We start from the raw sequence: 22721 nt of genomic DNA, 5'->3' as shown, positions 1-22721 counted from the left end.
AAAGCCTCACAAAACCGCTTTCGGGTAAGAGCCCAGCACCTTGAGTGCCACGGCCTCCTGACTGATTTTCTCCAGCACACCCTTGACCAGCGGATCACGGTGGTGGCCGACGAAGTCGATAAAGAACACATAGGTCCATTTACCGCTGCGTGAAGGACGCGTCTCGATGCGCGTCAGGTCAATCCCGTTGTCATGGAACGGCACCAGCAGCTCATGCAGCGCGCCGGGCTTGTTGCTCATGGAGACGATGATCGAGGTCTTGTCGTCGCCGGTCGGTGGCACTTCCTGGCTGCCGATCATCAAGAAACGCGTGGAGTTGTCCGGGCGATCCTCGATTTTCTCGGCCAGGCGTGTCAGGCCATACAGACCCGCCGCCATATCCCCGGCAATCGCCGCCGAATTCCACTCACCCTTGACCCGCTTGGCCGCCTCGGCGTTGCTGGACACCGCCACGCGCTCGACATTCGGGTAATGGGCGTCCAGCCACTTGCGGCACTGGGCCAGCGACTGGGCATGGGAGTAAATACGGCTGATGCTGTCGGTCTTGGTGTTTTCGCCCACCAGCAAATGGTGGTGAATACGCAGCTCGACTTCGCCACAGATCACCATGTCGTGCTCAAGGAAGCTGTCGAGGGTATGGTTGACCGCACCTTCGGTGGAGTTTTCCACCGGCACCACGCCAAAATTCACCGCACCCGCAGCCACTTCGCGGAACACTTCGTCGATGGCCGCCATGGGTTTGCTGATCACCGCGTGGCCGAAATGTTTCATGGCCGCCGCCTGGGTGAAGGTGCCCTCGGGGCCGAGGTAAGCCACTTTCAATGGCTGCTCCAGGGCCAGGCACGAAGACATGATTTCGCGGAACAACCGCGCCATTTCTTCATTGCCCAGCGGCCCCTGGTTGCGCTCCATGACGCGCTTGAGCACCTGGGCTTCACGCTCCGGACGGTAAAAAACCGGCACTTCGCCTTCAGCCAGGGAGGCCATTTTGACCCGTGCCACTTCCTGGGCACAGCGCGCCCGCTCACTGATCAGCTCCAGGACTTTGGTGTCCAGGGCGTCAATGCGCACGCGCAAGGCCTTGAGTTCTTGCTCAGACATTAGCCGTGTTCCTTTTCGAACTCTGCCATGTAGGCCACCAGCGCCTTGATGGCATTGATATCGACAGCGTTGTAGATCGAGGCGCGCATGCCGCCGACCGAACGATGCCCCTTGAGGTTCAGCAAGCCACGCGCGTCGGCACCCGCCAGGAATGGCTTGTCCAGGCGGTCGTCGGCCAGGCGGAACGGCACGTTCATCCACGAACGGGCGCTCAGGCTGATCGGATTGCTGTACAGGCCGCTGGCGTCGATGAAGTCGTACAGAGTGCGCTTCTTCTCTTCGTTGAGCTTGCCCATGGCTGCCATGCCGCCCTGCTCCTTGAGCCACTCGAACACCAGGCCCGACAGGTACCAGGCAAAGGCCGGCGGGGTGTTGTACATCGAGCCGTTGTCGGCTGCGACCTTGTAGTTGAGCATGGTCGGGCACAGCGAGCGGGCACGACCGAGCAGGTCTTCACGGATGATATTGACCAGGATGCCGCTCGGGCCGATGTTCTTCTGCGCGCCGGCGTAGATCATGCCGTAGCGGGACACATCCATCGGGCGCGAGAGAATGTCCGAGGACATGTCGCACACCAACGGGACGTCACCGACTTCCGGCACCCAGTCGAATTCCAGGCCGCCGATGGTTTCGTTCTGGACGTAGTGAACATAGGACGCGTCCTTGGACAACTTCCACTCGTTCTGACCTGGAATAGCGAAATAATCGTAGGGCTTGGCAGTACCGGCCACGTTGATGTTGCCGTAGCGCGAGGCCTCTTCAATGGCCTTCTGCCCCCAGATACCGGTATCGATATAGTCGGCAGTGCCGTCTTCCGGCAGCAGGTTCAGCGGGATCTGGGCGAACTGCTGGCTGGCGCCGCCTTGCAGGAACAGCACCTTGTAGTCCGACGGGATGTCCAGCAGGTCACGCAGATCCTGCTCGGCCTTGGTGGCAATGGACACGAACTCATCACTGCGATGGCTCATTTCCATCACGGAGAGGCCTTTGCCATGCCAGTCGAGGAGTTCACCCTGCGCGCGCTGCAGGACTGCTTCAGGAAGTGCCGCGGGACCAGCACAGAAGTTATAGGCTCTCTTGCTCACATCCAATCTCGCTCTGATCTGTTGGTCACATAATTCGTGTTCGACACATAACCCCTGTGGGAGCGGGCTTGCTCGCGAAGGCGGTGTGTCAGCCCGCCTATGCGCTGACTGATACACCGTCTTCGCGAGCAAGCCCGCTCCCACAAGGGAATGCGCAGTATCGCAAACTTTCAAAAGGGACAAATAACAAGGGGGCGAATCTTCATCCGCCCCCTTGTTTTTCCGCTTACGCCTGCGGCTCTTCTTCGTCTGCGGCGGCATCGAGGGTTGGCTCGTCGACGTTGTCATCGTCGGCTGCGATCACCTCGCCATCGAATGCCTCGCCCTCCAGCTCCTCGCCTTCGACTTCCGACGGTTCCTGGACACGCTCCAGGCCCACCAGGGTCTCGTCGCTGGCCAGTTTGATCAAGGTCACGCCCTGGGTGTTACGGCCCAGGCTCGACACTTCATCAACCCGGGTACGCACCAGGGTGCCCTGGTCGGAAATCAGCATGATTTCCTCGCCATCGAGCACCTGGACCGCGCCAACCAGACGGCCGTTGCGATCGTTGCTGACCATGGCGATAACGCCCTGGCCGCCACGCTTGTACTCAGGGAACTCGCCAATAGCGGTACGCTTGCCATAACCACGCGCCGAAGCCGTGAGGATCTGGCTGCCTTCTTCCGGGATCAGCATGGAAATCAGCTTCTGCCCTTCCGGCAGGCGCATGCCGCGCACACCACGGGCGGTACGGCCCATGGCACGCACGTCGGATTCCTTGAAGCGCGTCACCTTGCCGCCGTCGGAGAACAGCATGACTTCACGCTCGCCATCGGTGATGGCGGCGGAGATCAGTACGTCGCCTTCGTCCAGCTCCAGGGCGATCAGGCCCACGCTGCGTTGACGACTGAAGGATTCCAGCGGGGTCTTCTTCACGGTGCCTTTGGCGGTTGCCATGAAGATGAAGTGACCTTCGGTGTATTCCTCAACCGGCAGCATGGTGGTGATGTATTCATCAGTGTCCAGCGGCAGCAGGTTGACCAGCGGACGGCCACGGGCAGCGCGGGACGCTTCCGGGATTTCGTAGGTCTTGAGCCAGTACACCTTGCCCTTGCTGGAGAACAGCAACAGCGTGGTGTGGCTGTTGGCAACCAGCAGGTGAGCGATGTAGTCCTCATCCTTCACGCCGGTAGCCGATTTACCTTTACCACCGCGGCGCTGGGCCTGGTACGCAGCCAAAGGCTGGGTCTTGGCATAGCCACCGTGGGAGATGGTCACCACGCGCTCTTCTTCCGGGATCATGTCACCCAGGGTCAGGTCGAGGCGGGCATCGAGGATTTCGGTACGGCGCACATCGCCGTATTCGGCGCGGATCACTTCCAGTTCTTCGCGGATCACTTCCATCAGGCGCACAGCGCTGTTGAGGATGCGGATCAGCTCGCCGATCTGGTTGAGGATCTCCTGGTACTCGGCCAGCAGCTTTTCATGCTCCAGACCGGTCAGGCGGTGCAGGCGCAGTTCCAGGATGGCCTGGGCCTGCTCCGGCGACAGGAAGTATTTGCCATCGCGCAGGCCGTATTGTGGGTCCAGGGTCTCCGGACGGCACGAATCGGCACCGGCACGTTCAACCATCGCCACTACGGCGCTGGATTCCCACGGCATCTTGATCAGTGCTTCCTTGGCTTCCGACGGGGTCGGCGAAGCCTTGATCAGGGCGATAACCGGGTCGATGTTCGACAGCGCAACCGCCTGACCTTCCAGGATGTGCCCACGCTCGCGAGCCTTGCGCAGTTCGAATACGGTACGGCGGGTCACCACTTCACGACGGTGACGCACGAAGGCTTCCAGCAGATCCTTGAGGTTCAGGATGCGCGGGCGACCGTCGATCAGGGCCACGACGTTGATACCAAACACGCTTTGCAGCTGGGTCTGGGCGTAGAGGTTGTTGAGGATCACCTCAGGCACTTCGCCACGACGCAGCTCGATCACCACGCGCATACCGTCTTTGTCGGACTCGTCGCGCAGTTCGGTGATGCCTTCGAGCTTCTTCTCTTTAACCAGCTCGGCGATCTTCTCGATCAGACGCGCCTTGTTCAACTGGTACGGGAGTTCGGTGATGACGATCTGCTGGCGGCCACCGACCTTGTCGATGTCTTCGATCATCGAGCGGGCGCGCATATAGATGCGCCCGCGACCGGTGCGATAGGCTTCGATGATGCCGGCGCGACCGTTGATGATCGCGGCAGTCGGGAAGTCCGGACCGGGGATGTATTGCATCAACTCATCGACAGTCAGCTCGGGGTTGTCGATGAGGGCCAGGCAACCGTCGATGACTTCACCGAGGTTGTGTGGCGGGATATTGGTGGCCATGCCCACGGCGATACCGCTGGAGCCGTTGACCAACAAGTTGGGAATACGGGTCGGCATGACCGCCGGGATCATTTCGGTGCCGTCGTAGTTCGGCACCCAGTCCACGGTTTCTTTATGCAGGTCGGCCAGCAGTTCGTGCGCCAGCTTGGTCATGCGCACTTCGGTGTATCGCATGGCCGCAGCATTATCGCCGTCCACCGAACCGAAGTTGCCCTGGCCGTCTACCAGCAGGTAGCGCAGGGAAAACGGCTGGGCCATCCGAACGATGGTGTCGTACACCGCAGTGTCGCCGTGAGGGTGATACTTACCGATCACGTCACCGACAACACGGGCAGATTTCTTGTACGGCTTGTTCCAGTCGTTACCCAGCTCGCTCATCGCGAACAGCACACGCCGGTGCACGGGCTTCAAGCCATCGCGCGCATCAGGCAGTGCCCGCCCGACAATTACGCTCATCGCATAGTCGAGGTAGGACTGTTTCAGCTCGTCTTCGATATTGACCGGGAGGATTTCTTTGGCCAGTTCGCCCATGAGAAGCCTGATTCCTTTTTCGGGTGAAACCTCGTCACATCCATATGGGACGAACGAAGCTCGCCGCCGCCGGCATGATGCCTGGCAACGACTTACGACAAATCAACGAGTTATGACACGGATCTGCGCATTAAAGGTCGCCCCTCGGGGTGACCTTGGAAACCGCCGAATGGTATCACAATCGCCGCCACGCACCTATCCCCCAGATGCGCATGGAGCGTAGTAAGTTGACGGATGACAGGCTTGAGGGCGACGAGAGGGGCTCAGAGCTGGTTCAAGGCTCGGATTTGCGTATGGATCCGAGGGTTTTGCTGGCTTTTCGGGCCAATCGCGGGCAAGCCCACTCCCACATTTTGACTGTATTCACAGATCAAATGTGGGAGTGGGCTTGCCCGCGATAGCAATCTGCCAGACACCAACGCCTTTAATGCAGGCGCTTGCGGCACATCAACTTGGCCATCTTTGCGCTATCAGGCCGCTCGACGATGCCTTTTTCCGTCACGATCACGTCGATCAAGTCAGCAGGGGTCACATCAAACACCGGGTTGAACGCATTGACATCGGCGGCAAAGCGCTGCCCGGCAACCTCCAGCAACTCGCCGGCATCGCGCTCTTCCAGGGCGACGTCATCGCCAGTAGCCATCATCAGGTCCAGGGTCGAACTCGCCGCCACCACCATAAAGCGCACGCCATGATGCATGGCGCACACGGCCAACTGGTAAGTGCCGATCTTGCTGATGACATCACCATTGGCGGCGATGCAGTCGGCGCCAACGATCACCCAGGTCACGCCCTTGGTCTTGAGGATATGCGCGCCCGCCGAGTCGGCGTTCACCGTGACCGGAATGCCCTCGCCCGCCAACTCCCAGGCGGTCAACCGCGATCCGTGCAGCCACGGGCGGGTTTCGTTGGCGTAGACCTGCTCGACCATGCCTTCCAGGAAAGCTGCACGGATCACCCCGAGAGCCGTGCCCACACCACCGCTGGCCAAGGCCCCCGCATTGCCATGGGTCAGGATGGCCTGGGCGTTGCCCTGGTGCTTGCGGATCAATTCGACGCCCAATTGCGCCATGGTCAGGTTGGCTTCGCGATCGCTTTCATGAATTGCGACAGCTTCGGCCTCCAGCACCGCCAGCGGGTCGGCGTGCTTCCGGAGGCGGTCCAGGCGATCGCGCATACGCTTGAGGGCCCAGAACAGGTTTGAAGCAGTAGGACGGGAATCGGCCAGTAGCGCGTAGTCCTCTTCCCAGGAGGCCTGCCAGTCACCGCCCTCGGCGATCCGCTCACGGGCGGCCAGCACCAGCCCGTAGGCAGCGCTGATGCCGATGGCCGGAGCGCCACGCACCACCATCGAGCGAATGGCTGCGGCCACCTCTTCGACAGTCGAGCACACGACCCAGCTTTCCCGAAACGGCAACGCACGCTGATCGAGCAGGTGCAGTGCGCCATCACGCCAATCGATGGCCTTCACCTTCTCCGCTGCCAACAGTCGATCACGCATCCCTAACCCCGCACTCGTGAACAAAAGCCGCCGATTATAGCGATCCGCCAGCCAGGACGCTCGGGTATACTTCGCCCCTCTTTATATCACCGCCCCGGACGCTGCTCGCCATGACACCACCCGTTGCCCCGCTCGACCTCTTGCTACTGCCAACCTGGCTGGTACCGGTCGAGCCTGCGGGCGTGGTGCTCAAGGAGCATGGCCTGGGCATCCGCGACGGGCGCATTGCGTATATCGGGCCGCGTACGCAGGCCCTGAAGCTGGCGGCCCATGAAGTGCGCGAGTTGCCGGGTGTTCTGCTCAGCCCGGGCCTGGTCAATGCCCACGGCCACGCGGCAATGAGCCTGTTTCGCGGCCTGGCGGATGACCTGCCGCTGATGACCTGGCTGGAAAAGCACATCTGGCCCGCCGAAGCCAAGTGGGTCGATGAAGCCTTCGTGCGCGACGGCACGGACCTGGCGATCGCCGAACAGATCAAGGGCGGCATTAGCTGCTTCTCGGACATGTACTTCTTCCCCAAGATCGCCAGCGAACGCGTGCACAACAGTGGCATCCGCGCGCAGATCGCGATTCCGATCCTCGACTTTGCGATCCCTGGCGCCGCCACCGCCGACGAGGCCCTGCGCCAGGGCATCGAACTGTTTGGCGACCTCAAGCACCACCCACGGATCAAAATCGCCTTTGGCCCCCACGCGCCCTATACCGTCAGCGATGCCAACCTGGAAAAAGTCCGGGTGATCGCCGAGGAACTGGACGCCGCCATTCATATGCACATCCACGAAACCGCCTTTGAAGTGCAGCAGTCCGTCGAGCAGTACGGCGAACGGCCCCTGGCCCGCCTCGCTCGCCTGGGGTTGCTCGGCCCGCGCCTACAGGCCGTTCATATGACCCAAATCAGCGAAGACGACCTGGCGTTGCTGGTAGAAAGCAACAGCAGCGTGATCCACTGCCCGGAATCCAACCTGAAACTGGCCAGCGGCTTCTGCCCGGTGGAACGCCTGTGGCAGGCCGGCGTCAATGTGGCAGTAGGCACCGACGGCGCGGCAAGCAACAATGACCTGGATCTGCTGGGCGAAACCCGCACCGCTGCGCTGCTGGCCAAAGCCGTCGCCGGTTCGGCCAGCGCCCTGGATGCCCACCGTGCGCTGCGCATGGCCACCCTCAACGGTGCGCGGGCCATGGGCCTGGAGGCTGAAATCGGCTCGCTGGAAGTAGGCAAGGCCGCGGATATCGTGGCCTTCGACCTGTCGGGACTGGCCCAGCAACCGATCTACGATCCGGTCTCGCAGCTTATATATGCCACTGGACGCGATTGCGTGAAACACCTTTGGGTCGGCGGCAAGCTATTGCTCGACGACCGGCAACTGACACGCATGGACGAACAGCAGTTGAGCGCCACAGCCGCTGCCTGGGGCCGGCGCATCAGCGGACACCACGAATAACGCCGGCCCTGGATCAGCATTCCAGGCCCGGCACACCGTTTTATCGGATTTAGAGGACTACCCATGAGTAACGTCGACCACGCCGAAATCGCCAAATTCGAAGCCCTGGCCCATCGCTGGTGGGACCGCGAGAGCGAGTTCAAGCCCCTGCACGACATCAACCCGTTGCGGGTCAACTGGATCGACGAGCGCGTCAACCTGGCCGGCAAGAAAGTCCTCGACGTGGGCTGCGGTGGCGGCATTCTCAGCGAAGCCATGGCCCAGCGTGGCGCCACGGTCATGGGCATCGACATGGGCGAAGCGCCTCTGGCCGTGGCCCAGTTGCATCAGTTGGAGTCGGGCGTGAGCGTGGAATACCGGCAGATCACTGCCGAAGACCTGGCCGAAGAGTTGCCCGAGCAGTTCGACGTGGTGACTTGCCTTGAGATGCTGGAGCACGTTCCAGACCCCTCATCAGTGATCCGCGCGTGTTTCCGCATGGTCAAGCCGGGCGGCCAGGTGTTCTTCTCCACCATCAACCGCAACCCCAAGGCCTACCTGTTCGCGATCATCGGCGCCGAATACATCATGAAGCTGCTGCCGCGCGGCACCCATGACTTCAAGAAATTCATCCGCCCTTCCGAACTGGGCGCCTGGAGCCGCCAGGCCGGGCTGACGGTCAAGGACATCATCGGCCTGACCTACAACCCACTGACCAAGCACTACAAGCTGGCCAGCGACGTGGACGTCAACTACATGATCCAGACCCTGCGAGAGGAATAAGCCTGTGAAGTTGAAAGCGGTTCTTTTCGACATGGACGGTACGCTGCTCGATACCGCGCCGGACTTTATCGCCATCTGCCAGGCCATGCGCGCCGAGCGCGGGCTTGCGCCGATCAACGACCAGCATATCCGTGATGAAATCTCCGGCGGCGCCCGGGCCATGGTTGCCGTGACATTTTCCATGGACCCCGAGTCGCCGGGCTTTGAAGCGTTGCGCCTGGAGTTCCTCGAACGCTACCTCAAGGGCTGCGCGATCCACAGCAAGTTGTTTGATGGCATGGCCGAACTGCTGGAAGACATCGAGCGGTCCAAGCTGATCTGGGGTGTGGTCACCAACAAGCCACTGCGCTTCGCCGAACCGATCATGCAGCAACTGGGCCTGGCCGAGCGCTCGGCGCTGCTGATCTGCCCAGACCACGTGAAGAACAGCAAACCTGATCCGGAGCCGCTGATCCTGGCCTGCAAAATGCTCGACCTGGACCCAGCCAGCGTGCTGTTCGTCGGCGATGACCTGCGCGATATCGAGTCGGGCCGCGATGCCGGCACCCGCACCGCCGCCGTCACCTACGGCTACATCCACCCCGACGACAATGCCCGTAACTGGGGCGCCGACGTCGTGGTCGATCACCCGCTGGAACTGCGCAAGGTGCTCGATAGCGCACTCTGCAGTTGCTGACAGGTTAAATGAAGCTCCCACATTCAGATATGTGCTGCCCCACTGATTTTTGTTGAGGTCGATTATGTTTGATTACTCCGCACGCCCAGAATTGCTCAAGGACCGGGTCATCCTGGTCACCGGCGCCGGTCGCGGGATTGGCGCAGCGGCGGCCAAGACCTATGCCGCCCACGGTGCCACCGTGTTGTTGCTGGGTAAGACCGAAGCCAACCTGGCCCAGGTCTACGATGAAATCGAAGCCGCCGGCCACCCGCAGCCGGTGGTGATCCCGTTCAACCTGGAAACAGCCCTGCCCCATCAATACGATGAGCTGGCGGCAATGATCGAAAAAGAATTCGGCCATCTCGACGGGCTGCTGCACAACGCTTCGATCATCGGCCCGCGCACCCCGGTCGAACAGCTGTCGGGCGAAAACTTCATGCGCGTCATGCATATCAACGTCAACGCCATGTTTATGCTGACCGCGACCTTGCTGCCGTTGCTCAAGCTGTCCCAGGACGCTTCGGTGGTGTTCACCTCCAGCAGCGTCGGACGCAAGGGTCGCGCCTACTGGGGCGCCTATGGCGTGTCGAAATTCGCCACCGAAGGCCTGATGCAGACCCTGGCCGACGAACTCGACACCGTTGCCGCCGTGCGCGCCAACAGCATCAACCCCGGAGCGACCCGCACCAGCATGCGCGCCCAGGCTTACCCTGGAGAAAACCCGGCCAACAACCCGCTGCCGGAAGAGATCATGCCGGTGTACCTGTACCTGATGGGCCCGGACAGCTCAGGGATCAATGGGCAGGCGTTTGACGCGCAATAACCCTGCAGCTGGCGCTGGCTCCCACAAGGGGCCGGTGCCAAATTTCCAGCACTGTGCATACGCAATAAAACCCCATCCCATTGTTTTACAAGCAATAAAAATACTTCGCACGAAATGGCACGCTTTTCGCTCCAATTTGTTTAAGCAGGCGGCGCGACGTCAAGACGTGTGGCATGGGATCAGGGGTTATAACCCCCGGCAAAGCGGACTAGACTGTTACCTATGTTTTACGGAACTGAAGGAACAGTAAAACGCCGCTCCCACCGAGCCTGTAAGACAGCATTAAGTGCTTAGAGGCCTACCTGCTTATGAAAACACCGACCCAGACCAACGCAATTGACTTCGACAGTGCCAAATTGCAGCGCCTGGGCTTTGGCCAGCCTTCCCTGATTGCACGGCGCCCCATCAGCCTGGCGCAGTTGCGTCAGCAGTTGAACCTGCAATTGCAGACCAGCCTGGAACCCGAGCGGATCCTTGGCCTGTTCTTTCGCGAAGTGCAGCGCCTGGTGCCCCTGGATGCCCTGCAATACAGTCATGAAACCAGCGACCTACGCCTGGAATATGGCCAGCGCGGCCATCATTCAGTCAGTTATAGCCTCAGCCATCAGGGTGAGCACCTGGGCGAACTGGTATTTCGCCGCAACCAGCGTTTCAGCGAAGAGGAACAGGGCAATCTGGAGTCGCTGCTGGCCAGTTTGCTCTATCCCATGCGCAACGCCTTGCTGTATCGCGCCGCGACCCGCAGCGCCCTGCGCGACCCACTGACCGAGACCGGCAACCGCATCGCCATGGACCAGACCCTGGGCCGGGAAATCGAGATGGCCAAGCGGCATCTGCACCCGTTGTCCTTGCTGATGCTCGACATCGATCACTTCAAGCGCATCAACGACAGCCACGGCCATGCCACCGGCGACAAAGTGCTCAAGGCCGTCGCCGCTTCGATCAAGAACCAGTTGCGCAATGTGGACATGGTGTTTCGGTTTGGCGGGGAAGAGTTTCTGATCCTGCTCTCCAACACCGGCCGGGATGCCGCAGCCATGGTGGGCGAGCGTCTGCGCCAGGCAGCGCAGGCCCAGGACTACTGGGCGGACACCACGCGTATCGAATTGACGGTGAGCCTGGGTTGCTCGACCCTGTTGACCGGAGAGTCAGCCGAAAGCCTGCTGCGCCGGGCCGACAACGCCTTGTATGTGGCCAAGCGCGAAGGCCGCAACCGCCTGGCAATGGCGGGGTAAACGCTACCCCGCCATGCTGGGTCAGGCTTCGCTGGCTGCCAGCACCTGGCGCTCGCGGGTCACCGGGGTTTTCTCCAACTGCATGCAGCGCTCCAGAAACAGATACATGTAGTCGTAGCTCTTGCACACGGCCTGGCGCAGTTCCACTTGCAGCGCCTTGCTCGGGTTCATCCCAGCCAGGGTGCAGATGATCTCCAACGCTTCCCACGGATGGGCATCGTCATACTGGGCATGCATCTTCAGCCACTTCATGGCGCGCTTGCGATCTTCCTCGGGGAAAGCTGCGGCATAGACGCCCGTCGAACACACCAGCGCAGACCACTCCCCAGTGGCCCCTTCAATGGCGTAGTTGGTAGCGGCAATGGCCACGATCAACGAATCGGCCGAACTGGTGTGCCAGCACCAATGGCTCAGTGCATGCAGCTCTGGCGGTACGTTCTGCGCCTGCAGCTCCTCCAGACCTACGCCATGGGCACGCGCCCAGTGCACCCAATAATCGGCATGGTTCAGTTCCACGCGGATATTGCGCATCAGCCAACGCCGCGCCATGTCCTCGCCTGGGTGGCGGGCAAATTTGGTCTTGGTCAGATTTTGTGCCATGTACAACGCAAACTGTTCAACCACTGGCCATCCACCAATCAGGTAGTGGCGCATGGTTTTGGCACTGAGCTTGTTATCGCGCATGCGCTGGTACAGTTCGTGTTCGACAACCCGGCGCTTGCTCTCGCTACAGTCCTGGATCAATTGCTGAGCCCAGGCGGGGTAACTTGAGGCTTCCATAAGCGGGCCGGTTCTGCTGAATGTGTCGATCACTGTCGGGCTCCTTTTGATGTGTGATGTGTACAGACCGGCAGATGCTTCAGCGGAATGTGCCGGGCGCCCTGAATAACAGGGGCTGCGGGCGCGCAGGTCGACACTGCAAACTATCGAAGGTAAACAATTGCGGGCGTTCAATCAGGTAGCCCTGAGCGTAGTCCACGCCAATCTCAAGCAATGCCTGCTCGATGTGCGGTGTCTCGACAAACTCGGCAATCGTACGTTTACCCATGACATGGCCGATGTGATTGATCACTTCGACCATGGCGCGGTTAATCGGGTCGTCCAGCATATCCTTTACAAAACTTCCATCGATCTTCAGGAAGTCTACAGGTAAATGTTTGAGGTAGGCGAATGAGGACATTCCGGCGCAAAAGTCGTCCAGCGAGAAGCAACAACCTAACGCTTTGAGTTCGTTGATAAAACGAATGGCACTGCCCAAATTCGAGATGGCACTGGTTTCGGTGATTTCAAAGCAGATCATGCCCGGGGGAATGTCATAGGCGGCGAACTTCTCCCGCAGGAAGCGCAGGAAGTCGTCATCGCCAATGGTGATGCCCGACAGGTTGATCGCACACATCGCCATCGGCCTGCCCGGTCGCTCGATCATGCAACGGGCAATGAGCTTGAACACGTTCTCTACCACCCAGCGGTCCAGCGAGGTCATCAACCCGTAACGTTCGGCGGCAGGGATAAAGCTGTCGGGCAAGATGATCCGCCCTGCTTCATCGTGCAGGCGCAGCAGGATTTCGATATGCCCGGCACCTGCCTCGGTGTGGCCCAAGGGTGCAATTTCCTGGGCATATAGGCAAAAACGGTCCTCTTCCAGGGCCATATGCAGGCGCTGGATCCAGGCCATCTCGCCAAAGCGCAAGGACAACTCAGTGTCATCGGCGTGATAGACCTGCACCCGATTGCGGCCTTTCTCCTTGGCCATGTAGCAGGCCATATCCGCAGCCCGCAATGAGGTTTCCAGGGTGGTCGGGGTGTGCGAGATATGCACCAGGCCGATACTGACCGTGGTGACAAATGGCCGCCCTTTCCAGACGAAGTGCAGGTTTTGAACGGTGTGACGCAGACTTTCGGCGATTTTTTCGGCCACCGACGCCGGGCAGTTCTCCAGCAGAATGCCAAATTCGTCGCCCCCCAGGCGGGCCAGGGTATCGCCTTCGCGCAGGTCCGATTGCAGCAGGGCGCAGATATGGCGCAGCAACTCATCGCCCGCCGCGTGGCCACAGGTGTCATTGACCAGCTTGAACTGGTCCAGGTCGAGGAACATCAAGGCATGGTGCCCCGACTGCTGGCGCCCGATGCCATGCAGCGCTTGCTCCAGGCGGTATTCAAACTCGCGTCGGTTGGCAAGCCCGGTCAAGGCATCATGGGTCGCCTGCCAGGACAGATTGGCAATGTACTGGCGCTCTTGGGTCATGTCGTGCAACACCAGCACCGCCCCGCTGACTTTGCCGGCACTGCGGATCGGCGCGCCGACCAGGGTCACGGACACGGTGCTGCCATCCAGGCGCTGGATCAGCTTGGAATGCTCGCTGCCACCGCTGAGCTGGCCACCCAGAATATGGTCGATCAGGGTAAACCCATCGGCCTGGGCGTTTTCATCCAGCAGATTGAACAATGCGGCCAAGGGCAAGCCCTGGGCCTGGGCGGCGCTCCAGTGGGTCAGGGATTCCGCCGCCGGGTTCATATAGGCGATCGCGCCATCGACATCGGTGGTGATCACTCCGTCGCCGATGGACTCCAGGGTGATCTGTGCCCGCTCCTTCTCCAGTTGCAAGGCATCGGCAAACGCATGGCGCTGGGCCAGTAGCTTACGCGTGCGCAACAACGCCAAGGCAATCAGGCCCAAAGCGGTGGCCAGGTTGGTGATCAGCAACAGGCGCAGAATCATCCTGGAGCCTTCGCCCAACGCATCACTGAAGGCCTTGGCCGCCGGCGTCACGCCATCGTTGATCGCGATAATGCGTTCTTTCCAGGCACGGATCTCGCTGCTGCTGACCTGATTGACCAGGATTGCCCGGTGCATCTCCTGCGCCAAGTCATCGAGTTGCACCAGGTAACCATCGCCCACGGTCCACAACTCGATGGCCTTCTCCAGATAGCTGAAATGGCGAAAATTAAGGTACAACCAGATCACGCTCGATACGTCATCAGGATGATTACCCCCCTTGAGAATGCCCAGGCGCGCGGCCGTCAGGTCAGGGCTGGGCTGATCCAGGGCCACGCGCAGCTCATGCCCGCCCTGGGGCACGGCAATGGCGTTCTGGTATTTGAGATAGGTCGCCTGGTCGCGGTTGTCGGCGTACAGGGTCAGGTAGTAGATGGCGTCTTTCTGGCCCTTGGACCACAGGCTTTCGCCCGCCACATAGCCGCGCACGGCCGACAGCACGTAGAGGCTGACGCAGCCCAGCAGTGCCTGGAACAGCACGACGGCAATAAAGGGCCAGACAATACCGAGCAACCGGGGTGTTCCGAGAGTTCGCTTCTGCTTCATGAGGTCCCTTGCATCAGCACAGGCGAGTAAAAACTGCTCCTGACAGCACAGCCGAAGCCAAACGCGATCCCTCCAGGATCGTAGCCGGGATCGATTCAGCGAACTTGTTGCAAGTGTCCATAAAGCTTGGCGTACAAACCGCCATCGGCAATCAGCTGCTGATGGTCGCCATCTTCGGCAATGTGCCCACCGTCAAACACCAACACCCTATCAGCCTGCTTCACCGCCGACAAACGGTGAGCAATGATCAGTGTAGTACGCCCACTGAGAAACCGCGCCAGCGCCTGGTGCAGGTTGTACTCGGTGGCCGCATCCAGGGCCGAGGTGGCTTCGTCGAGAATCACTACCTTTGGCTCCGCCAGCACCATCCGGGCAATCGCCAGGCGTTGACGCTGGCCACCGGACAAGCGTACCCCCGAGCGCCCGACAATACTGTCCAGCCCCTGGGGCAACCCTTTGACCGTAGCATCCAACTGGGCAATTTCAAGAGCCTGCCAACAGGCCAAGTCGCTGCGTTCGCGGCCCATGGTCAGGTTGGCGCGCACGGTGTCATTGAACAGCGCAGGATGTTGCAGCACCACCGCGACATTCTCACGGATGGTTTCCAGGCCAATCGCCTGCTGAGTCGCGCCGCCGAAGCGTATCGTGCCCGCTTGCGGGGTGTAGAGCCCCAGCAACAGTTGCACCAGGGTACTTTTACCGCCGCCGCTGGCGCCGACAATCGCGACCTTCTCGCCCGGCGCAATGGCCAGGTTCAATTGATTGAGCACCAACTCCTCGCCGTAGCCGAAATCCAGGCCCCGTACCTCGATGCCCACGGTTTCGCGCCCGGCAAACGGATCCTCGCCCCCGGCGTATTGCGGTTCGTCGGCACGGGCCAGCAGTTCGTTGATCCGCGTCAGCGCACCACCGGCGGCGTAATAGGCGTATTGCAGGTTCAGCAGTTGCTCCACCGGACCAATCATGAACCACAGGTAGCTGAACACCGCGAGCATCTGGCCGATGGACAGGTCGGAAAACAGCACGGTGAGCATCGCCGCCGCACGAAAGATATCGATGCCAAACTGGAACAGCAGGCCACTGGCCCGGCTGGAGGCGTCGCTTTTCCACTGGGAGTTGATGGCAAAATCGCGCACTTCCTGGGCGCGCTGCCCCAGGCGCCCGAGGAAAAAGCCCTGGCGATTGCCAGCGCGTACTTCCTGGATAGCATCGAGGGTTTCCGTCAGGGCCTGGGTAAACCGCGAGGTGCTGTCGTTTTCCAGCTTCTTGAGGTGCTTGACCCGCTTGCCCAACTGCACCGTGGCATAGATCACCAACGGGTTGAACAGCAAGATCAACAGCGCCAGCTTCCAGTGCATCCACATCAGGATCCCGGAGGTGCCGACCAGGGTCAACGTGGCCACCAGGAAGCGGCTCAAGGTTTCACCGACAAACTTGTCCACAGTGTCCAGGTCGGTGACCAGGTGCGTGGTCACGGTGCCGCTGCCCAGGCTTTCATATTCGCCAAGGGAGACGCGCTTGAGCCGTTCGATCAGCCGCACACGGATCCGGTAGACAATGTCCTTGGCCAGCCCCGCAAACAAGCGCGCCTGGACCACGTTGAATACCAACGCCGCGCAACGCAGGATCAGGGTGATCAGCAGCATCAGGCCGATATAGCCAGCAGCCTGTTGCCAGGCCGTAGGCAATGCGTGGTTCATCACCTTCAACGCGGCATCGCCATTGCCCAGCAGTACCTCGTCCACCAGCAAGGGCAAGAGCAAGGGGATCGGTACGCTGCACAGGGTTGCCAATACGGCGACCCCATTGGCAATCCACAGGGCTTTTTTATGGCGCAGGGCCAGGCGGCGAATTTCTGCCCAGGTCAGCCGATCGATGCGCGCGCGTGGCTCGCCGGTATGAGACGGGTCATGCACAGGCAGCTCGCTCCAGCCAGCGACCGAGCAAAGGCGACAGCTCGGACAGCGGCTGGTAGCCGTTGGTCAACAACGCCAACTGACCATTGCGTTCGGCCAGCAACGTGGGGAACCCAGCGATGCCCAGGTCCTGCACCCAGGTGAAATCGGCGGCCGTGGCGGCATGCTGTTCAGCGCGGTCAAAGGCCTCGGCAAATTCGATACGCGGCACGCCCGCAGTCTCGGCCAACTCCACCAGCACACTGGCGCGGGTCACATCGCGACCTTCGACATAAAACGCCTGCTGGATCAGCCCGAGCAACGTCCAGGCGCAATCCGGCGCCAGGCTGCGCGCCGTGACTATCGCGCGGCATGCCGGCTCCGTGTCATACACAAAACCGTCAGGCAAGGCGCCCTCCAGGTGAAACGGCTGGCCAGTGGCCTCAGTCACCGCCTGCCAGTGCTCCAGGATATAGCGCCGGGTCGCCGGCTCCAACGCCGCGCCACTGCCGGTACGCAAGCCGCCCACCACCAGGTGCAGCTCCACGCCCGCCGCCTGGGCCTGCTCGACCAAGGCCTTGGCCACCGGGGCAAAACCCCAGCACCAGGAACACATCGGGTCCATAACATAGAGCAGGCGTGCGGACATGGTTCAAGCCTCGGTGGATGATTGCTTGTAGTTGTAACCAATCGGGTGCGGCATGTTGCGGGCCTTGGCCAGTTCGATCTGCTTCTGGCGGTCGATCGCACTGCGACGGGTCTTCTCGGACAGCTTATCCCAGCAATGCGGGCAACTGATGCCGGCCACGTAATGCTCGGATGCGCGATCCTCTACGCTAATCGGTGTGCGGCAGGCATGACATTGATCGTAGTCACCTTCGCTCAAGTCGTGGCGCACGGTCACGCGATTATCGAAAACAAAGCAGTCGCCCTGCCACTTGGTTTCTTCCTGCGGCACCTCTTCGAGGTACTTGAGGATGCCGCCCTTGAGGTGATACACCTCGTCGAAGCCTTCGCTGAGCATATAGCTCGACGCTTTTTCACAGCGAATGCCGCCGGTGCAGAACATGGCGACTTTCTTGTGCTTGGCCGGATCGAAGTTGGCTTTGATATAGTCGGGAAATTCGCGAAAACTCGTGGTTTTCGGGTCGATTGCGCCTTCGAAGGTGCCGATCGACACCTCATAGTCGTTACGGGTGTCGATCAACAGCACTTCTGGGTCGCTGATCAACGCGTTCCAGTCTTGTGGATCAACATAGGTGCCGACTTTTTTGTTGGGATCGACGCCTTCGACGCCCAGGGTCACGATCTCTTTCTTGAGCTTGACCTTGGTGCGATAGAACGGCTGCTCGTCGCAGTACGACTCTTTGTGGTCGATGTCGATCATGCGCGGGTCGTTCTTCAGCCAGGTCATCAGGCCATCAATGCCTTCGCGGCTACCGGAAACGGTGCCGTTGATGCCTTCTTCGGCGATCAGCAAGGTGCCCTTGATACCGTTGTCGACCATGGCTTGCAGCAGAGGCTCGCGCAGGCTGACGTAATCTTCGAGGGTGACGAACTTATACAGTGCCGCCACGACGATGGGTTGTGTCATGGGTGTTCTCTCCAGGTGGCTACCCTCGCAAAGGGTGAACCGGATGCAAAAAAAACGCGCCGACTGAGCGGCGCGTTGCGGATTCTATCAGGGATAAACCCTGAACTGTAGGAGCGAGCTTGCTCGCGAAGCTCGTTAACGATGACGCTGGCACCCTGGGTAAACGCGGCGCCTTTGCGTTTTTCGCGAGCGAGCTCGCTCCTACAGAAGTTGGGCGTTACCCATCAATGTCCGCCAGCGCAAGTCGGCGAGGCCGGGGCTGCGTCGGTTTTTGCCCATTCTTCAGGCGTGTAGGTATGCAGCGCCAGCGCATGGAACTCGCCCATCAGGTCGCCCAAGGTGGCGTAGACCTTCTGGTGGCGCTTGACGCGGTTGAGCCCGTCGAACTGCTGGCTGACCAGCACGGCCTTGAAGTGCGTCTGCAATCCACGGCTGTGCATATGGCTTTCGTCCAGCACACTCAGGTGTTCCGGGCCCAGGGCGGCAAGCGCCGTCTCGATGCGCTGTTGCATGGTCATTCCTGGCTCCACTTACTTCTTGGCAGGCGCGGCGGCTTTTTTCGCCGGAGCCAGTTCGTTGGTCATGTCTTCCAACAGTTTGTTCACCACCGGCACTGCGCTTTCCAGCTTGGCCTGGGTCAACTGGGCCGATTGCTGGGTCAGTTGCGGCATTTTCTCCAGGACTTTCTTGCCCAGTGGCGACTTGTAGAAGGCAACCAGGTCCTTGAGTTCGGACTCGCTGAAGTTGCTGGTGTACAGCTTGACCATGTCCGGCTTGAGCTTGTTCCAGCCAATGGCCTGGTCCAGGGCGGCGTTGGCCTTGGCCTGGTAAGTGTCGAGTACGGTTTGCTTGGCGGCAGGTGCCTTGGTCTGCTCGAAACGCTGGGCAAACATTTGCTGCACTTGCATGTACACCGGGGTGCCCAGCTTGTCTGCGTGGGCCAGGGTCAGGAAGGCTTCGGCACTGGCGTTGTGGCTGGCGGTATCGGCAAGAACCTGGCCGCTGGCACATACCAGAGCAACCGCGGTACAGATGGCACGAAGACGAGTCATCGAGTTTCCTTTTCTAGCAGGCGAGGTAAGACCCCAAGGGCGACCATTCTGCGCCTAAAAAACGCTGGCACTCAACCCCACGCCTTGTAGGGCCTGGTTTTGCGGGAGTTTGGCCGATGAAATGGGTTTTATGGAACCCAAACGCGCGCCCAGGGCCTAAACTGCGCAAACCGACTACAAGGAGGGTCCCCGCGATGAGCCGTATCGAAACCGACAGCCTGGGCGAAGTACAGGTCCCGGATGACGCTTACTGGGGCGCACAGACCCAACGTTCGCTGGTCAACTTCGCCATCGGCGAGCAACGCATGCCACTGGCGGTATTGCACGCCCTGGCCTTGATCAAGAAAGCCGCGGCACGGGTCAACGACCGCAATGGCGACCTGCCCGCCGATATCGCCCGGCTGATCGAACAGGCCGCCGATGAAGTGCTAGATGGCCAGCACGACGACCAATTCCCGCTGGTGGTCTGGCAGACCGGCAGCGGCACCCAAAGCAACATGAACGCCAACGAAGTGATCGCCGGTCGCGCCAACGAGCTGTCGGGCCAGCCCCGTGGCGGCAAGAGCCCGGTACACCCCAACGATCACGTCAACCGCTCCCAAAGCTCCAACGACTGCTTCCCCACCGCCATGAGCATTGCCACTGTGCAGGCGGTGCACGAACAGTTGCTGCCGGCGCTGCGTGAACTGTCCGGCGGACTGGCAGAGTTGTCGGCGCGCCACATGAAGCTGGTCAAGACCGGCCGCACCCATATGATGGATGCCACCCCCATCACCTTCGGCCAGGAGGTCTCGGCGTTTATCGCGCAACTGGACTACGCCGAGCGCGCCATTCGCAGTGCCCTGCCCGCCGTCTACGAATTGGCACAGGGCGGTACGGCGGTGGGCACCGGCCTGAACTCGCCCCATGGTTTTGGCGAGGCGATTGCCGCAGAAATCGCTGCGTTGTCCGGGTTGCCGTTTGTCACCGCACCGAACAAATTCGCCGCGCTGTCGGGCCATGAACCGCTGACCACCCTGTCCGGCGCCCTGAAAACCCTGGCCGTGGCCTTGATGAAAATCGCCAACGACCTGCGCCTGCTGGGCTCTGGCCCGCGCGCGGGGCTTGCTGAAGTGCGCCTGCCGGCCAATGAGCCGGGCAGTTCGATCATGCCCGGCAAGGTCAACCCGACCCAGTGCGAGGCGCTGTCGATGCTGGCCTGCCAGGTCCTGGGCAACGACGTGACCATCGGCATTGCCGCCAGCCAAGGGCATTTGCAATTGAACGTGTACAAGCCGGTGATTATCCACAACCTGCTGGAGTCGATCCGCTTGCTCGCCGACGGCTGTCGCAACTTCCAGGAGCATTGCATCGCCGGCCTTGAGCCCGACGCCGAGCAAATGGCCGAGCACCTGGAACGGGGCCTGATGCTGGTGACGGCGCTGAACCCGCATATCGGCTATGACAAGTCAGCAGAGATTGCCAAGAAAGCCTATGCCGAAGGGCTGACACTGCGCGAAGCGGCGCTGGACCTGGGCTACCTCACCGACGCCGAGTTCGATCAGTGGGTCCGCCCGGAGAATATGCTCGAAGCAGGGCATTGACCTTCCCTGTAACCGTCCTACAGGGGTTGTACCAACCTTGCGCGCCGGGCCTTGAGCCCGGCGATCAAGGACGGCGCCAACGCCACCGACGCCGACCCCAGCACCACCAGTACCGCGCCACCATACCCCAGGCCGTTGATCTGTTCGGCGTGTACATAGTCGGGCCACAACCAGGCCGCAATCGCCACCGCCACGAACGTCACCAAAGGCGTGATCGCCAGGGTCGCACTGACCCGCGATGCTTCCCAATGGGCCAGCGCCTCGGCAAACGCGCCATAAGCAATCAGCGTATTGAAACAGCACGCCAGCAACAGCCAGCCTTGCAATGGGCTCAATTGCAGCGCCTCCATGGGATGCACCCAGGGCAGCAACAGAAACGCGCAGCACAGGTAGATCACCATCATCACCTGCAATGAATTCCACACCGTCAGCAATTGCTTCTGGCCCAGGGCGTAGAACACCCAGATGGTGGTCGCCAGCAGAATGGTCAAGACCCCAGCTGTGTAAGTGCCCAGGGACGTCAACAACTCTGCCAGGCGCTGGTTGAAGAACAGCGCAAAACCGATGATCAGCACCAGCAGGCCAACGCCCTGCCCCAGGCTGAAACGCTCCTTGAACAGGAACACACTGGCGATCATCAAGAAGATCGGCCCCATCTGCACCACCAGTTGCGCCGTGCCGGGGCTCAGCATCTTCAGCCCGACCAGGTACAGCACATAGTTGCCCACCAGGCCGCACACCGCCATTGCCACCAGCCAGCCACCGCGCTTGCCCAGCACCTTCGGGCTGGGCAGGCGTTTGACGGCGGCCAGGTACACAAACAGGCACGTACCGGACACCATCAGGCGAAACCAGGTCACGGTGATCGGGTCCATCACCTGCAGGACCTGTTTGAGCTTGATCGGCAGAATGCCCCAGAGCAGCGCGGTCAGCAGGGTCAGGGATAAACCGTAGACCCCGCGGCCGGAAGAGATGTGCATGAGAGCCCCAAAAAACCAGAGGTGGAGGAGCAGGCATTCTAGGGGGATGCGAGGCGCTTTGGGTATCGATCATTCCCACGCACTAAAGGCTCTCTGATTTTTACCGGGCACCCATGGCGGTGTGCCCGGCCCGGACCTTCAAGCCCTTGGCAATGTTCGGCCTTATGGCACCCCCATCACGAGGACACCGCTGCCGCTGATGGCCCCGGGAGTCGGCAGGGATCCGGCTCGTCGAACAAGGGAAAATGTTACATCGTCCCCTCCTACGCTGTTGGTAATGCGGGTCAGGAACGAACCGTTCACTTGAACCGCAGAGCCTGCACGCACTAGGGCCGTGCCTACATTCGGGTTGGTCATTCTCAGCAGACGTGAATCGAACGACGATGCAGTACCTCGATAGGTAATGGTGATCGGTGTATTAATCCCCCCATCCGGGCATGAGTAGGTAAGTCTGCGGTTGCTGACGATGGTTGATGTCAGTGGGTCGGTGCCGATTGCTCGCTGGTGTACGTTGCCGAAGTTGATTTCGATTGGATTGTTATTGTTGATAGTGCAGGTTGATGGGGAGATGGTGAAGTTGTTGGCAGCGGTGTATGTGACGGTGAGTTGTGGTCGGGTGCTGTCGTAATTGTTCGAACTGGTAAGGCGTAACAGACCTAAGTTGTCGCCTATTCGAATATCGAGCGGATTGGACGGGTAGTTACGCAGAAGAATATAGGGGGTGACATTGATCAAGTAAGAGATCCCATTATTTGTAGAAGTCTCGACTTAATCTGACACCCCTCTTGAAAAAGAGCGGGGCTACCG

The 22721-nt window shown here is 60.6% G+C and carries 18 protein-coding genes and 1 pseudogene; 6 read left to right on the top strand and 13 right to left on the bottom strand.

Going from position 1 to position 22721, the window contains the following annotated elements:
- Nucleotides 1-6: 6 nt before the first annotated feature.
- From pheA to mtnA, 4 genes are all read right to left on the bottom strand, one after another.
- Nucleotides 7-1101 (bottom strand): prephenate dehydratase, encoded by a 1095-nt coding sequence (pheA, locus tag KL786_RS06505; RefSeq protein WP_029298704.1) that lies wholly within the window; start codon nucleotides 1099-1101, stop codon nucleotides 7-9.
- Nucleotides 1101-2186, bottom strand: coding sequence for a 3-phosphoserine/phosphohydroxythreonine transaminase (gene serC, locus KL786_RS06500; RefSeq protein ID WP_215517073.1), 1086 nt, complete (start codon nucleotides 2184-2186; stop codon nucleotides 1101-1103). The genes pheA and serC overlap by 1 nt, the downstream gene beginning before the upstream one ends.
- 226 nt (nucleotides 2187-2412) lie before the next feature.
- Nucleotides 2413-5067: a DNA gyrase subunit A gene (gyrA, locus tag KL786_RS06495; protein WP_076964868.1), complete on the bottom strand. Its 2655-nt coding sequence runs from the start codon at nucleotides 5065-5067 to the stop codon at nucleotides 2413-2415.
- A 424-nt stretch (nucleotides 5068-5491) separates the two neighbouring features.
- Nucleotides 5492-6568 carry an S-methyl-5-thioribose-1-phosphate isomerase gene (mtnA, locus tag KL786_RS06490; RefSeq protein WP_215517072.1) on the bottom strand — a complete coding sequence of 359 codons (1077 nt, stop codon included), beginning with the start codon at nucleotides 6566-6568 and terminating at the stop codon, nucleotides 5492-5494.
- Nucleotides 6569-6678: 110 nt separating this feature from the next.
- On the opposite strand from mtnA, the gene KL786_RS06485 reads away from it, so the two are divergent.
- The 5 genes from KL786_RS06485 to KL786_RS06465 all read left to right on the top strand — a co-directional run bounded on the left by KL786_RS06485 (nucleotide 6679) and on the right by KL786_RS06465 (nucleotide 11488).
- Entirely contained in the window at nucleotides 6679-8010 is a 1332-nt protein-coding gene (locus KL786_RS06485; protein WP_215517071.1) for a TRZ/ATZ family hydrolase, read from the top strand.
- Nucleotides 8011-8073: 63 nt separating this feature from the next.
- A complete protein-coding gene (ubiG, locus tag KL786_RS06480; protein ID WP_032863162.1) occupies nucleotides 8074-8772 on the top strand; it encodes a bifunctional 2-polyprenyl-6-hydroxyphenol methylase/3-demethylubiquinol 3-O-methyltransferase UbiG in 699 nt (232 codons plus the stop codon).
- A 4-nt stretch (nucleotides 8773-8776) separates the two neighbouring features.
- Nucleotides 8777-9448, top strand: a complete 672-nt coding sequence (mupP, locus tag KL786_RS06475) for an N-acetylmuramic acid 6-phosphate phosphatase MupP (RefSeq protein ID WP_032863164.1) — start codon at nucleotides 8777-8779, stop codon at nucleotides 9446-9448.
- A gap of 64 nt (nucleotides 9449-9512) precedes the next feature.
- The gene (locus KL786_RS06470; RefSeq protein ID WP_215517070.1) at nucleotides 9513-10253 is read left to right on the top strand and encodes a YciK family oxidoreductase; all 741 of its coding nucleotides are present in this window, start codon (nucleotides 9513-9515) and stop codon (nucleotides 10251-10253) included.
- Between the two features lie 308 nt (nucleotides 10254-10561).
- Nucleotides 10562-11488 carry a GGDEF domain-containing protein gene (locus KL786_RS06465; RefSeq protein ID WP_215517069.1) on the top strand — a complete coding sequence of 309 codons (927 nt, stop codon included), beginning with the start codon at nucleotides 10562-10564 and terminating at the stop codon, nucleotides 11486-11488.
- Nucleotides 11489-11509: 21 nt separating this feature from the next.
- Here the strand turns inward: KL786_RS06465 and KL786_RS06460 are convergent, their stop codons facing one another.
- From KL786_RS06460 to KL786_RS06430, 7 genes are all read right to left on the bottom strand, one after another.
- Nucleotides 11510-12268, bottom strand: coding sequence for an iron-containing redox enzyme family protein (locus KL786_RS06460; protein ID WP_252193628.1), 759 nt, complete (start codon nucleotides 12266-12268; stop codon nucleotides 11510-11512).
- A gap of 79 nt (nucleotides 12269-12347) precedes the next feature.
- The gene (locus KL786_RS06455) at nucleotides 12348-14810 is read right to left on the bottom strand and encodes an EAL domain-containing protein (protein ID WP_215517067.1); all 2463 of its coding nucleotides are present in this window, start codon (nucleotides 14808-14810) and stop codon (nucleotides 12348-12350) included.
- A gap of 95 nt (nucleotides 14811-14905) precedes the next feature.
- The gene (locus KL786_RS06450) at nucleotides 14906-16726 is read right to left on the bottom strand and encodes an ABC transporter ATP-binding protein (protein WP_421527473.1); all 1821 of its coding nucleotides are present in this window, start codon (nucleotides 16724-16726) and stop codon (nucleotides 14906-14908) included.
- Nucleotides 16719-17321 (bottom strand): DsbA family protein, encoded by a 603-nt coding sequence (locus KL786_RS06445; protein WP_215517169.1) that lies wholly within the window; start codon nucleotides 17319-17321, stop codon nucleotides 16719-16721. The genes KL786_RS06450 and KL786_RS06445 overlap by 8 nt, the downstream gene beginning before the upstream one ends.
- A 36-nt stretch (nucleotides 17322-17357) precedes the next feature.
- Nucleotides 17358-18299: an oxygen-dependent tRNA uridine(34) hydroxylase TrhO gene (trhO, locus tag KL786_RS06440; RefSeq protein WP_215517066.1), complete on the bottom strand. Its 942-nt coding sequence runs from the start codon at nucleotides 18297-18299 to the stop codon at nucleotides 17358-17360.
- A 224-nt stretch (nucleotides 18300-18523) separates the two neighbouring features.
- On the bottom strand, nucleotides 18524-18817 hold the full coding sequence (locus tag KL786_RS06435; protein WP_076965310.1) for a BolA family protein: 294 nt from the start codon (nucleotides 18815-18817) through the stop codon (nucleotides 18524-18526).
- A gap of 12 nt (nucleotides 18818-18829) precedes the next feature.
- Nucleotides 18830-19351 carry a DUF2059 domain-containing protein gene (locus tag KL786_RS06430; RefSeq protein ID WP_029298732.1) on the bottom strand — a complete coding sequence of 174 codons (522 nt, stop codon included), beginning with the start codon at nucleotides 19349-19351 and terminating at the stop codon, nucleotides 18830-18832.
- Nucleotides 19352-19545: 194 nt separating this feature from the next.
- On the opposite strand from KL786_RS06430, the gene KL786_RS06425 reads away from it, so the two are divergent.
- Nucleotides 19546-20934: a class II fumarate hydratase gene (locus KL786_RS06425; protein WP_065942629.1), complete on the top strand. Its 1389-nt coding sequence runs from the start codon at nucleotides 19546-19548 to the stop codon at nucleotides 20932-20934.
- Nucleotides 20935-20951: 17 nt separating this feature from the next.
- Here KL786_RS06425 and KL786_RS06420 read toward each other — a convergent pair whose 3' ends face one another.
- Nucleotides 20952-21914: a DMT family transporter gene (locus KL786_RS06420; RefSeq protein ID WP_215517065.1), complete on the bottom strand. Its 963-nt coding sequence runs from the start codon at nucleotides 21912-21914 to the stop codon at nucleotides 20952-20954.
- A 162-nt stretch (nucleotides 21915-22076) separates the two neighbouring features.
- Nucleotides 22077-22652: pseudogene (locus tag KL786_RS06415) on the bottom strand (fimbrial protein); the annotation flags it as partial.
- Between the last annotated feature and the right edge of the window lie 69 nt (nucleotides 22653-22721).

Origin of the sequence: Pseudomonas sp. TAE6080 (assembly GCF_018732265.1) — a bacterium.
Taxonomy (GTDB): Bacteria; Pseudomonadota; Gammaproteobacteria; order Pseudomonadales; family Pseudomonadaceae; genus Aquipseudomonas; species Aquipseudomonas brenneri.
This window is presented reverse-complemented; position numbering and strand designations above follow the sequence as displayed.